Annotated in this window: 12 protein-coding genes; 9 read left to right on the top strand and 3 right to left on the bottom strand. The window is 71.9% G+C overall.

Annotated features, from left to right (window positions below; all coding sequences use genetic code 11):
• Positions 1-44: 44 nt before the first annotated feature.
• Entirely contained in the window at positions 45-386 is a 342-nt protein-coding gene (locus ACZ7PG_RS06760; protein ID WP_470238125.1) for a nuclear transport factor 2 family protein, read from the bottom strand.
• Between the two features lie 62 nt (positions 387-448).
• On the opposite strand from ACZ7PG_RS06760, the gene ACZ7PG_RS06755 reads away from it, so the two are divergent.
• Positions 449-1,264: a MerR family transcriptional regulator gene (locus ACZ7PG_RS06755; RefSeq protein WP_470238124.1), complete on the top strand. Its 816-nt coding sequence runs from the start codon at positions 449-451 to the stop codon at positions 1,262-1,264.
• Positions 1,265-1,382: 118 nt separating this feature from the next.
• On the opposite strand, the gene ACZ7PG_RS06750 is transcribed toward ACZ7PG_RS06755, so the two are convergent.
• Positions 1,383-2,753: a glycoside hydrolase family 10 protein gene (locus ACZ7PG_RS06750; protein ID WP_470238123.1), complete on the bottom strand. Its 1,371-nt coding sequence runs from the start codon at positions 2,751-2,753 to the stop codon at positions 1,383-1,385.
• A gap of 138 nt (positions 2,754-2,891) precedes the next feature.
• Entirely contained in the window at positions 2,892-3,908 is a 1,017-nt protein-coding gene (locus tag ACZ7PG_RS06745) for a PaaX family transcriptional regulator (protein WP_470238122.1), read from the bottom strand.
• Between the two features lie 119 nt (positions 3,909-4,027).
• On the opposite strand from ACZ7PG_RS06745, the gene ACZ7PG_RS06740 reads away from it, so the two are divergent.
• Genes ACZ7PG_RS06740 through ACZ7PG_RS06705 form a run of 8 tightly spaced genes read left to right on the top strand, consistent with a single transcriptional unit; the run spans position 4,028 to position 12,620 of the window.
• The gene (locus tag ACZ7PG_RS06740; RefSeq protein WP_470238121.1) at positions 4,028-4,945 is read left to right on the top strand and encodes a transporter substrate-binding domain-containing protein; all 918 of its coding nucleotides are present in this window, start codon (positions 4,028-4,030) and stop codon (positions 4,943-4,945) included.
• Complete coding sequence (locus tag ACZ7PG_RS06735; RefSeq protein WP_470238120.1) at positions 4,942-5,817, top strand: amino acid ABC transporter permease; 876 nt, start codon at positions 4,942-4,944, stop codon at positions 5,815-5,817. The genes ACZ7PG_RS06740 and ACZ7PG_RS06735 overlap by 4 nt, the downstream gene beginning before the upstream one ends.
• Entirely contained in the window at positions 5,814-6,599 is a 786-nt protein-coding gene (locus tag ACZ7PG_RS06730; protein WP_470238119.1) for an amino acid ABC transporter ATP-binding protein, read from the top strand. The genes ACZ7PG_RS06735 and ACZ7PG_RS06730 overlap by 4 nt, the downstream gene beginning before the upstream one ends.
• Positions 6,596-7,735, top strand: coding sequence for a CapA family protein (locus ACZ7PG_RS06725; protein ID WP_470238118.1), 1,140 nt, complete (start codon positions 6,596-6,598; stop codon positions 7,733-7,735). The genes ACZ7PG_RS06730 and ACZ7PG_RS06725 overlap by 4 nt, the downstream gene beginning before the upstream one ends.
• Complete coding sequence (locus tag ACZ7PG_RS06720; RefSeq protein WP_470238117.1) at positions 7,732-8,970, top strand: CaiB/BaiF CoA transferase family protein; 1,239 nt, start codon at positions 7,732-7,734, stop codon at positions 8,968-8,970. The genes ACZ7PG_RS06725 and ACZ7PG_RS06720 overlap by 4 nt, the downstream gene beginning before the upstream one ends.
• Complete coding sequence (locus ACZ7PG_RS06715) at positions 8,967-9,983, top strand: 2-hydroxyacyl-CoA dehydratase (protein ID WP_470238116.1); 1,017 nt, start codon at positions 8,967-8,969, stop codon at positions 9,981-9,983. The genes ACZ7PG_RS06720 and ACZ7PG_RS06715 overlap by 4 nt, the downstream gene beginning before the upstream one ends.
• On the top strand, positions 9,980-11,203 hold the full coding sequence (locus ACZ7PG_RS06710; protein ID WP_470238115.1) for a 2-hydroxyacyl-CoA dehydratase: 1,224 nt from the start codon (positions 9,980-9,982) through the stop codon (positions 11,201-11,203). Before ACZ7PG_RS06715 ends, ACZ7PG_RS06710 begins: the two co-directional genes overlap by 4 nt.
• Before the next feature lie 28 nt (positions 11,204-11,231).
• The gene (locus tag ACZ7PG_RS06705) at positions 11,232-12,620 is read left to right on the top strand and encodes a DUF6351 family protein (protein WP_470238114.1); all 1,389 of its coding nucleotides are present in this window, start codon (positions 11,232-11,234) and stop codon (positions 12,618-12,620) included.
• The last annotated feature ends 90 nt before the right edge of the window (positions 12,621-12,710 follow it).

Below are 12,710 nucleotides of genomic sequence, written 5' to 3'. Positions count from 1 at the left end.
CCACCGGACAAGTCAGCCGCCGAATGCAGGCACCGTCCGGTCACTCACGGTTCGATCACCAGCTCGGCGATGCGGTCCCCGTCCAGCGTGAACCGGAACTGCAGGTCGGCGACTCCGCCGGGGAAGTTGCCCTCGAGGTGGTGGACCGCGACGTAGTGCTCGTCGTCGACGCGGTGGGCCGCGGTGAGCGTCGCGGTGTACGTGTACTCGCTCGCGGCGCGGGAAAGCCAGGCGCGGATCTCGGGTTTGCCGCGGTAGGTCTTGCCTTCGTCGGTGACGACGGCGTCCTCGGTGTAGCTGGCCAGCGCCGGGTCGAGGTCGCGAGCCTGGTGGGCGGTCAGGTAGCCGGTGATCAGCGCGGGCAGGGTTTCGGTCGTTTCAGTCATGCCGACCACGGTGGGGCCTCCCCCGGGGAGAGGGTCAAGCGAGGCGGGTGCACAGTGGTGGGGTGTCCCGTGGAGTGACGATCGGCGAGTTCGCGCAGCTGACGCACCTGAGTGTGCGGACCCTGCGCCGGTACCACGAGTCCGGGCTGCTGGAGCCCGCGTCGGTCGACCCCACCAGCGGCTACCGGTACTACACCGCGGACCAGATCCCCGCCGCGCAGGTCATCCACCGGCTGCGGGAGCTGGACGTGCCGCTGGCCGACGTGGCCAAGATCCTCGCCACCGAAGACGCGGCGGAACGAGCGGGCCTGGTCGGCGGGCACCTGCGGCGGCTGGAGGAGGAGCTGGAGCGGACCCGGACCGCGGTGGTGTCGTTGCGGCGGCTGCTGCGTCCCGACGACGGCGGCCTGGACGTCGAGCTGCACTCGGTGGCGGCGAGGACGGTCGCCGCGGTCGAGGGCGTCGTCGACCACGCCGACGTGCTGTCCTGGTTCGGCGAGGCGATGGCCGAGCTCGACGCCGCGGTCGCCGGTCTCCCGCCGCTCGGGCCGCCGGGCGGCCGCTACGCCAACGAGCTGTTCACGGGTGGGCGGGGCGCGGTCCTGGTACACCGGCCGGTCGCCGAGCCGCCGGCCCGCGGCCGGGTGCGGCCCGTGCACCTCCCGGGCGCCGAGCTCGCCGTCGTCGTCCATTCCGGACCCCACGACGACATCGACGTCACCTACGGCAGGCTCGGCGCCTGGGTGATCGACCACGCCCTCACCGTGGCCGGCCCCGTCCACGAGACGTATCTCGTCGGCCCGCGCGACGATCCCGATCCGGCGAGCTGGCGGACCGAGATCGGCTGGCCGGTGTTCCGGCTCGCGTCCACGCCGTGACCACGCGAGCCCGGAGGAATTGAAGGGGATTCGACGGATTCCGGCCGTCGACATCGCCGTCCCGTTCGCGAAGCTCCCGGTTCGCGAACGGGCCGGCGACGACTTGTGCTGCCGTGCCTCAGGAGGTGCTGCAGCTGACGCTGGGCCAGTTCCAGTTCCCGTTGTGCTGGATGGTGACGCCCCAGTTGTTGCCGCTCCCGTTGGGCGTCGCGACGAGGACCTGACTGCTGGGCCACGTCGCGTTGATGTTCCAGGTGGCGCTGATCCGCGCCGGGCTCGGCACGGTCATGGTGACCGTCCACGCACTGGCGCCGCTCACCGAGACGTTGAGGTTGTACCGGTCACTCCACGATTGTCCCGCCGACAGCGAGGCCGTGCAGCTCCCGCCACCCGGTGTCGTGGTCGGGGTGGTCGGCGTGGTGGTGCCCGTCGGTGTCGTCGTCGGTGTCGTGGTGGTGCCGCCACCGGAGTTGAGGACGTTCAGCACCGAGTTGTAGGCGGACTTCTTGTTCCCGTTGCCGTCGAACAGAAGCGGGCTCTCGCCGGACCGCCAGGAGTCGCTGTCCCGCACGCCCCACACCGTGATGCCGACGCAGCGCGCGACGTTCATGCACGCCTGGGTCAGCGCCGCGTACTGCGACGTGGACGCGTTCGTGACGTCGACCTCGGTCAGTGCCACGTCGACGCCGAGCGCCGCGAAGCTGGAGATCGTCGTCTGGAGGCTGCTCGGGACCGAGCTGCCGCCGGTGAAGTGGGCCTGCAGGCCGACGCAGTCGATCGGGACGCCGCGGGACTTGAAGTCCCGCACCATGTTGTAGACACCCTGGGTCTTGCCGTAGTTCCAGTTGTCGATGTTGTAGTCGTTGTAGCAGAGCTTGGTCGACGGGTCGGCCGCGCGGGCGGTCTTGAACGCGACCTCGATCCAGTCGTTGCCGGTGCTCTGCAGGTTCGACGAGCGGCGGCTGCCGTCTTCGTTGAAGGCTTCGTTGACGACGTCCCAGTAGGCGAGTTTGCCCTGGTAGTGGGCCATCACCTTCTGGATGTGGTTGATCATGGCGTTGCGGAGGTTGCTGCCGCCCATGTTCTGCATCCAGCCCGGCTGCTGGGCGTGCCAGGCGAGGGTGTGGCCGCGGACCTTGGCGCCGTGGCTGACGGCCCAGTTGTAGATCTGGTCGCCGGACGAGAAGTTGAACTGGTTCTGGTTCGGCTCGGTCGCGTCGGGCTTCATCTCGTTCTCGGGCGTGATCATGTTGAACTCACGGGCCGCGATCGTGGTGTAGGCCGAGTTGCCGAGCTTGCTCGCGGCGATCGCGGTGCCGAAGTACCGGCCGGACTGCGCGGCCGCGGCTCCGAGCGTGCTGGCCGCGGCATCGGCGCCCGGTGCGGTGATCAGAACAGCGGCTGTCGCGGCCACGGTGGCCACTCCGGCCAGTGCCCGGGTGGCGGGCGACCGCCACCACCTGCGCGGGCCCGGCGAACTTCCTGCCATCGGTGGTCTCCTTAACAGCACGCGTCGACAAAGTTGCTTACTGTCAGCAGAAGAACACGGTGCATCGCCGGGCCGCAAAGAGTTTCGATCGACTTTCGAGCCCATGTGCCCGCGCGAACGAAGGGGGAACTGCCGCCCTTATCCGCGACGCGCGTCGTCCAGGCGGCGGGCTTCGGCGGCCTGCTCGAACGGGGTGTCGCCCACCGGGTGGCGATCGCCCAGTGCGGCGAACAACGCGGCCACCTTGACCGAGTCGTGGTGGGTGGCGAACTCGGCCAGCGCGGGGTCGGTGGCGGCCAGCACCTGCCGGAACCGGAGCTCGGCGAGCGGGCCGAGGCGGTCGTAGATCTGGAGGAAGACCTTCTGTGCGCGGTCGCGGGCCCAGTCGGCCGGCAGCAGTTCGGCGGGCAGATCGGGGTCGGTCTCGGGGAACCGGCGCCAGTCCACCCGCAGCTCGGTGCGGGTGCGCAGCGCCTGCGCCGGGCTGATCAGGCCGGCGTCCAGGCCGGTGAGCACCTCTTCGTAGCGTTCGACGAACCGGTCGTACTCCCCGGCGAGGGGCTCGAGGTCGAACGCCGCGACCGGGCCGGCGGCGTCGCCGGGGACCTCGGTGGCGCGGAAGACCGTCGCGCTGCGGAGATCGAGCTCCCGCAGCGCGGTGAGCGCGGGGCCGGTCAGGTCGTGCGGGCTGACCCACACCCCGTCGTAGAGGGCGGCGAAGCGCAGGACCCGCAGCCGTGAACGCAGCGTCGTGCGCAGCCCGCGGTCCTGTTCCGGCACGGAGAACGCGACCACGGTCCACTGCCCGTCCCACTCGGGCGCGGTCGTGCCGAAGGTCAGCATCCGCTGGGTGCGTTCGATGATCACCTCGGACGTGCGCGCGGGGATGCCGTACGCCGTCGTCCGCCCGCTGCGCGACACGGTGAGCAGCCCGCGGGCGGCGAGGCGGCGGATCGCCGCCCGCGCGCTCGCCGGGCTGATGTCGAACTCGCCGAGCAGCTCCACCAGTGCGGCCGACGGGATGTGCTCGTCGCGCCAGTACCAGAAGTCGCCGAGCAGCGACGTCAGCAGCAGCTGGGGTTCGGCCCCCTGCTGGGAGCGGGGGAGCGGGCCCGAGGGTGTCGCTGTCATCGCGTGCCCCCCGCCGGTGTCCATGGCCTCCATGGTGTCAGTGCGGTCCGGCCGGTCGCATCGAGGGGTTGAATCACGCGACACATCATGCGACGATCGGCACCCGCTTAGCAACCTATTGCCTTCCGCAGGAAGTAACCGACATGGGTTTCTCACTTCGCCAATGGCGTCGAAGCACACTCGCCGCGGTCGCCGCCGGATTCGCGCTGGCCGGCTGCACGGTCGACGACGGCGCGGCCTCGGCGCCCACGGCCGCGGCCCTGACCGCCGACGCGACGTTGCACGACCAGCTGCCGCAGGCGGTCAAGGATTCGGGTGTCCTCCGGTTCGCCGGCGACTCCCACCCGCCGTACCGCACCGTCGGCCCGGACGGCAAGACGGTCACCGGCATCGACCACGACTTCCAGCAGGCGCTCGGCCAGCTCCTGGGCGTGCGCACGGAAACCGCCGTCGTCAGCGGTCTCCCGGCCGCGCTGCAGGGCATGCTCAGCGGTCGCTACGAGGCCTTCAACGGGCCCGTCAAGGCCACCGCCGAACGCGAGAAGCAGTTCGACACCGTCACGTGGATGACCACCCGGACCTCGTACGTGATCCCCGCGGGCTCCGCCGCCGGCATCAAGCTGGCCGCCGACCTGTGCGGCAAGCGCGTCGCGGTGGTCACCGCGAGCGTCGTGGAGGACCAGCTCGCCAAGCTGTCCACCTTCTGTGAACGCGAACAGCGTGCGGCTGTGCAGGTGGTCGGGCTCGACGACACGAACGCCACCCTGCTCGCCGCCAAGTCCGGCCGGGCCGACGCCGCCGGGATGACCCAGGCCGCGGCGATCGACGTGACCACCCAGCAGAAGGGGCAGTACGAGTACGTGACGCAGACCGAGGAGCAGGGCGCCACGAAGGACAACCTCGCGCTGTACACCCCGAAGGCCGGCAAGCTCGGCCCGGTGCTGCAGAAGGCCTTCGAGGAGCTGTTCCGCAACGGCACCTACACGCGGATCATGCACCAGTGGGGCCTGGACGACGTCACGGTCCCGAAACCCCTGTTCGACGCGGCCTCCGCGAAATGACCGCGATGTCCACTGTGGAGGAGACGGCGACGGGCGGTGACGACGTCGCCTCGGCGCGCGGGCGGTTCCGCCCGCTGCGCTGGCTGTTCGTGCTCGTATTGGTCGTGCTCGTCGCGCAGCTGGTCGTCTTCCTGGCCGGCAACCCCCGGTTCCAGTGGGACGTCGTGGCGAAGTACCTCTTCGAGAAGAGCGTCATGGCGGGCCTGGGCACGACGGTGCTGCTCGCGGTCGCGGCGATGGTCCTCGGTTCGCTGGCCGGTGGGGTGGTCGCGGCGATGCAGCTGAGCGGGTTCGGGCCCGCTCGCTGGGTCGCGACGCTGTGGGTGGGGCTGTTCCGCGGAATCCCGCCGCTGGTGCAGCTGATCTTCTGGTTCAACCTCGCCTACCTGCTCCCCGAGCTGTCGATCGGTGTCCCCTTCGGCCCGGTGTTCGGGACCTGGGACGCCAACACGGTCATCACCCCGCTGACCGCCGCGGTGATCGGCCTGTCGCTGGTCGAGTCGGCGTACCTGGCCGAGATCTTCCGCGCCGGTGTCTCGTCGGTCGACCCCGGCCAGCGCGACGCGGCCCGGGCGATGGGCTACACCCCGGGGCAGACACTGCTGCGGATCGTGCTCCCGCAGGCGATGCGCGTGATCATCCCGCCGGCGGGCAGCCAGTTCATCAACGTGCTCAAGGGCACCGCGCTGGTGTCGGTCATCGCGATGTCGGACCTGCTGCACGCGGTGCAGGTCATCTACAACCGCACCTACGAGATCGTGCCGATGCTGCTGGTCGCCTGTTTCTGGTACCTGGTCGTGGTCACCGTCCTGACGGCGGGGCAGCGCCGGCTGGAGCGCCGGTTCTCCCGCGGCCACCGGGAGGTCCGATGACCGCGCCGGTGCTGCGGATCAGCGACGTCCGCAAGGAGTTCGGGCCGGTGACCGCGCTCGCGGGCGTCAGCCTCGACGTGCGCGAAGGGGAAGCGGTCGTGGTGATCGGGCCGTCGGGCTCGGGCAAGTCGACGCTCGTCCGCTGCGCCCACCAGCTGGAGCCCATCGACGGCGGGGCGATGTACCTCGACGGCGAGCTGCTGGGCCACCGGCGCTCACCGGGCGGCCTGCGCGCCCTGACCGAGCGGCGGGTCGCCGCCCAGCGCCGCCGGATGAGCATGGTCTTCCAGCAGTTCAACCTGTTCCCGCAGTTCACCGTGCTGCGCAACGTGACCGACGCGGCGATCCGCGTCCACGGGCGCAGCCGGTCCACTGTGGAGCGGGAGGCGCGTGAGCTGCTGGAGCGCATCGGCCTGGCCGGGCGCGAAGACCACTACCCGCGGCAGCTCTCCGGCGGGCAGCAGCAGCGGGTCGCCATCGCCCGGGCCGTCCTGGTCCGGCCGCGCGTCATGCTGTTCGACGAGCCGACCAGCGCGCTCGACCCCGAGCTGGTCGACGAGGTCCTGGCCGTGCTGCGGAACCTCGCGGCGGCCGGGACGACGATGGTCGTCGTGACCCACGAGATGGCCTTCGCGCGCGAGGTCGCCGACCGGTGCGTGTTCATGGAAGCGGGCCGGATCGTCGAGGAGGGGCCACCGGACGAGCTGTTCGCCCGGCCCCGGACCGACCGGCTGCGGGCCTTCCTGTCCCGTCATCTGTCCGAAAAGGAGGGTGCTTCGTGATCACTGTCGGCGCCGTCGGCGACCTCATCCTGGACGAGCCGGACCCCGAGTCCTTCCTCGCCCCGGCCGCGCGGGTGCTGCGCGGGATGGACCTGGCGATCGGGCACGTCGAGGTGCCGCATTCGACCACCGCGGTCCAGCGCAGCACCGACGTCCCCGCGCCCCCGGCGGATCCGGAGGCGCTGAAAGCGGTGGCCGACGCGGGTTTCGCGGTGGTCACGCTGGCGGGCAACCACGTCTACGACGCCGGTGACGGCGGGCTGGCCGACACCATCGCCTACTCCCGCGCGGCGGGGATGGTGACGGCCGGGGCCGGACCGGACCTCGCCCAGGCCCGGCGCCCGGCGATCGTCGACCGCGGCGGCCTGCGCATCGGCGTGCTGTCCTACAACTGCGTCGGCCCGCGCGACTCGTGGGCGACCTCCCGCAAGCCCGGCTGCGCGTACGTCCACGTCCTCACCCACTACGAGCTGGACCACGCGAGCCCGGGCGGCCCGCCGAAGATCTACACCTTCGCCGATCCCGACAGCCTGGAGGCGATGGCCGAGGACATCCGCGGCCTGCGCACCGAGGTCGACGTCGTGCTCGTGTCGCTGCACAAGGGCGTCGGGCACACCCCGGTGGTCGTCGCGATGTACGAAAGCCCGGTCGCGCGCGCGGCGGTCGACGCCGGCGCCGACGCGGTGTTCTCCCACCACCCGCACATCATGCGCGGCGTCGAGGTCTACAAAGGACGGACGATCTACCACGGGCTCGGCAACTTCGTCACCGTCACCCACGCGCTGACGCCGGGAGCGGGTGTCGGCGCGGACGAGCTGCGCGCCTGGGCCGAGCGGCGGACGAAGCTGTACGGCTTCGCGCCCGATCCGGACATGCCGTTCTTCCCGTTCCACCCCGAAAGCCGCAACACCGCCATCGCCTTCTGCCGCTTCGACGAGACCGGGCTGCGCGAAGCGGGTTTCGTCCCGTGCTGGATCGACGTCCACGGCCGTCCGGTGCCGGTCGGCGGTACGCCGCAAGGCGACGCCGTGGCGAAGTACGTCGAGGACATCACCCGCGGCGCCCGCCTCAACGGCCGGTTCACCGTCCGCGGCACGGAAGTGCTCATCGATCTTTCCGAGGGAGTTTCCCCATGACCGACCAGCCACTGGCCGGCCGCACCGTCATCGACCTGACGACCGCGCTCGCCGGGCCGTACGCGACCCTGCTGCTCGCCGGGCTCGGCGCGACCGTGATCAAGGTCGAGAACCCGGCCACGGGCGGGGATTCGTCCCGCAACAACGCGCCCTACGTCGGCCGTGGCGGGCTGAACCTCGCCCGGCGGCACGAGGACGACCTGTCGGTGTCGATGCTGCTGCGCGGCCGCAACAAGCTCAGCGTCACCCTCGACCTGAAGAACCCGCGCTCGCACGCCGTGTTCACCGACCTCGTCCGCGACGCCGACGTACTGGTCGAGAACTACAGCCCGGGGGTCACCGACCGGCTCGGCATCTCCTACGAGGACGTCCGGGAGATCAACCCGCGACTCGTCTACACCTCGATCAGCGGGTTCGGCGCCCAGGGTGGCCCGGGGTCGGGCAAGGCGATGGACTCGATCATCCAGGCGCTGAGCGGGGTCATGATGACCGCCGGTGAGCCGGACGAAGGTCCGGTCCGCTTCGGCCTGCCGATCGGCGACCTGCTGGCGCCGCTGTTCGCCGTGGTCGGCACGGTGTCGGCGCTGCTGCAGGCCGAGCACACCGGCGAGGGTCAGCGTGTCGACGTGTCGATGCTCGGCGCGCTGACCTCGCTGGTCGCGTGCGAGCCGTTCGACGCCTTCGACGCGGTCGGCCTGCCCCAGCGGACGGGGTCGATGGTGCCGCGGCTGGCGCCGTTCGGGATCCTGCCCGCTCTCGACGGCTACCTCGCGCTCTGCGCGCCGACCGACGCGTTCGCGCACGGGGTCCTCCGGGCGATCGGCCGCCCGGAGCTGGCCGGGGACGACCGCTACCGCACGCGCGACCAGCGGGTCGGCGCCGCCGACGAGCTGCACGACCTCATCCGCGAGTGGTGCCGGGTGCGGCCACTGGCCGAGATCCTCGCCGCGTTCACCGCCGAAGGCGTCCCGGCCGCGGAAGTCCGGGAACCGCGTGACGCGGTGCGGGATCCGCTGGTCCTGGCGCGTGAGGAGGTCGTGCCGCTGCGGCACCCGCGCCACGGGGACGTCGCCGACCTGGCCGGCACCGGGGTGCCGATCCGGTTCTCCGCCGCCCGCGCCTCCCTCGACCGGCCCGCGCCGGGGCTGGGGGAGCACAACGAGCACGTCTACCGCGAACTGCTCGGCTACACCGAAGAGCAGCTGGCGGAGCTGGTGTCGGAGGCCGTGATTTGAGCGCCCCGGTCATCGGGTACGTCGGCGCGGACGTGCCGGTCGAGCTGATCACCGCGGCGGGCATGCTGCCGCTGCGGCTGACCGGGCAGCCGGGCGGCAACCACGCGCCCGGCGACCGCTACCTCGGTCGCGGGGTGGACCCGGTCGCCCGGTCGATCCTGACGCGGATCCTCACCGCGGACTACGGGCCGCTCGAAGCCATCGTCGTCTCCCGCGACTGCGAAGCGTCCTTGCGGCTGTTCTACGCCTTGCGGGAGCTGCACCGGGTCGAGCCGGCGCTGGGGTTGCCGCCGGTGCGGCTGGTGGACGTCCTGCACCTGCCGCACCACACGACCACGCGGTACGTCCACGCGAAGATCGCGCGGCTGCGCGAGTGGCTGGGCCGCTGGCACCCCATCGGCGACGACGACCTCGCCGCCGCCATCACCGCGCACGACACCCTCCGGCGGTCGCTCACCCGGCTCGCCGGCCTGCGCCGGGCGAACCGGCTGAGCGGCACCCGGTTCCTCGAGGTCGTCGCCGAGACCACCGCGCTGCCGGTCACCGACGCCCTCGCGCTCGTCGACGGCGTGCCGGCCGATCCGCGCGAGACCGAAGGGGTGCGGCTGTTCCTCACCGGGAGTTCCCACGACTGCCCGGGCGTGTACGAAACGCTGGAGCGCCACGGTTTCCTGGTCGTGGGGGAGGACCACGACTGGGGCGAGCTGCTGTTCGCGCGCACGTGCGCGGCGCCGACGGAACTCGCGCTGGCCGAGCGGTACCAGCACAACGGCCCGGCCGCGCCGCGCGCGTCGATCCGGCAGCGCGCGGCGCACACCGCCGCGGCCGCTCGCGCTTGTGGAGCGGAGGTGCTCTTCTCGTACGCGCGCGTGCACGACGACGCGCCGCCGTGGGACTTCCCGGAGCAGCGCGCCGCGACGGGTCTGCGCGCGGTCCTGGCGGAGCGTCAGCCGTACGGCGAACTGACGCCCGAGGCGCTGGCCGCGCTGGTCCCGGCCGGAGCGGCGGTATGACCGCCCGGCTGGCGTCGGCGACCACGGCGACCACCTACCAGCGCGAGTGGTTCGCCCGGGTGCGCGACGAGCGTGGTCCGCTGGCGCTGGTCAACGCGGACGCGCCGCAGGAGATCTTCCGCACGATGGGGATCCCGTACGTCGTCAACCAGTGGTGGGCCTCGATCGTCGCGGCGAAACGGCAGACCCAGCGCTACCTCGGCCTGCTGCGCGACCGCGGCTACCCCGACTACATCGAGCAGTACAGCGCCACTTCGCTGGCGTCGGCGTTCGAGGACGATCCCGATCAGGCGCCGTGGGGTGGCCTGCCGAAGCCGTCGATCGTGCTCGGCGAGACGACCGGCGACGCGTCCCGCAAGATCTTCGACGTCTGGGACGCGCAACCCGATGTCACCTACTACGCCTTGGAAAGCGCGGCGGAGGACACGGTCCCCGAGCGGTGGTGGGAGCTCATGCCCCACCGCTGGGAGGAGGCCATCGGGAGTGACCGGCTCGACCTGCTGACCGGCGAGCTGACCGGGCTGATCCGGTTCCTCGAGCAGACCACCGGCCTGGTGTTCTCCGAGACCCGGTTCCGCGAGGTCCTGGACCTGGTCAACGAGCAGCAGGAGTGGAACCGCCGCACCCGCGACCTGATCGCGGCCGCCCGGCCGTGCCCGATCGCGGTCACCGACGGCATCCCGAGCGTCATGGTGCCCCAGTGGCACCGCGGCACCGCATGGGCGCGGGACGCGGCGCGCGCGTTCCACGACGAGGTGCGCGACCGGATCGACGCCGGCGTCGCGGCGTGCCCGGACGAGCGGCTGCGGCTGATGTGGGTCGGCCGCGGGCTGTGGTTCGACCTCGAGTTCTACCAGCGGTTCCAGCGTTCGCACGGCGCGGTCTTCGTGTGGTCGATGTACCTGGCCATCGCCGCGGACGGCTACCTGCGCTACGGCGACGACCCGCTTCGGGCCCTCGCCGCCCGTTTCGCCGCCTTCGGCGACCAGCTGTACACCCCGCCGTGGTCGGCCGAGTGGTACGTCAAGGAGGCGCGGCACCACGGCGTCGACGGCGTCGTGCACCTCGTCTCCGACGACGCGCGCGGCAGCTACTTCACCACCCGGGCCCTGCGCGCCGCGGGCATCCCGGTGCTGGAACTGCACGCCGACAACGTCGACGCCCGCACGGGCGACAGCCTGACCGCGCGGATGACCGCGTGGCTCGACGGCCTGACCTGATCTGACCTGACTGTCCGGAAAGGACCTCATGGGTACCCGAATCACCGTGCTGGCCGCGGCTGTGGTCCTCGCCGCCGGTCTCCCCGCCACCGCCTACGCGGCCGACGCCGGACCACCCTGCCCGGGCTCGGCGAGGTGCGTCGACGGTCAGCTGACCGACGGCACGCCCTACGCCTTCGCCAAACCCGCCCGGTGGAACGGCGCGGTGCTGGTGGACCTCGACTTCGCCGCGGGCGGCCTGTCGAGCGCGCTCACCGCGAGCCTCCTCGGGCGCGGGTACGCGGTGGGCGGCACCACGCGCACGGTGACCGGCTGGAACATCGCGCAAGCCATCGACAACCAGGCCGCGGCGCTCGGGCGCTTCGAAACCGCGTTCGGCCCGGCCCGGTACGCGATCGCCGAAGGCCGCTCGATGGGCGGGATGGTCGCCGCCGGGGTCGCGCAGGTGCACCCCGGGCGGTTCGACGCCGCCGTCCCGATGTGCGGCGGCCTCGGCGGCGCGGTGGGGCAGTGGAACCAGAAGCTCGACACCGTCTTCACGCTCAAGACCCTGCTGTTCCGCGACACGGCGCTCCCCGTGACCGGCATCCCCGCCGATGTCCCGGGGAACCAGCAGCGGTGGATCTCGGCGGTGACGTCGGCCCAGGCGACGGCGGCGGGCAAGGCGCGGATCGCCCTCGCGGCGGCGATCGGCCAGCTGCCGGGCTGGGGCCTGGCCGCCGACGGCACGCCGACCCCGGTCCCGGCCGAGCACGACGCCGACGGCGTCGAGCAGGGGATGTTCCTGGCGCTCGCGGGTGGTCCGCTGCCGTACCTCGGGCAGGCGGTCAGCAGCCGCCGGGCGATCGAGCAGCTGGCGGGCGGGAACCCGTCGTGGAACACGGGAGTCGACTACGCGCGCCAGCTCACGAAGGCCGAACCGAGCCGGCAGAACACCGTGCGACGGCTGTACGAGCGCGCGGGGCTCGACCTCCGTGCCGACCTCGCCCGGCTCGCCGCCGAACCCCGCGTGTCCGCCGATCCCGCGGCGGTCCGCTACCTCGAGCGGGGCATCGTGTTCACGGGCGACCTGCGGATTCCGGTGCTCACGGTCAACGGCACGGGCGACCAGATCTCGACCGTCGCCCAGCAGCAGTCCTACGGCGCTCTGGTCGACCGCGCGGGCAACGCGTCCCTGCTCCGGCAGACGTACGTCCGGACGGCCGGGCACTGCACGTACACGACGGGCGAACAACAGGCGGCGATCGACCGGACCCTGACCCGGCTGCGCACCGGGCACTGGCCCGAAACCACACCCCGGAGGCTGAACCGCCTGGCAGCCGAGGCGGACGGCGTGCCAGGACGCTACCTGGCTTACGCGCCGCCGCGGTTCAACCGGATGTACCCGACGGTCGGCGGGGCGAATTCGCCGGAGTGAGGGTCCCGCCGTCGTACGTTAGGGCGACAAACCTGCCCCGAAGACCCCTCGCCGTCCCAAGCCCGCCGCGGTCGGGTGTATGCCGGGGAC

Source organism: Amycolatopsis sp. NPDC114504 (assembly GCF_055633595.1).
Note: the sequence above shows the minus strand (reverse complement) of the source record. Positions and strands in the feature narration are given on the sequence as shown.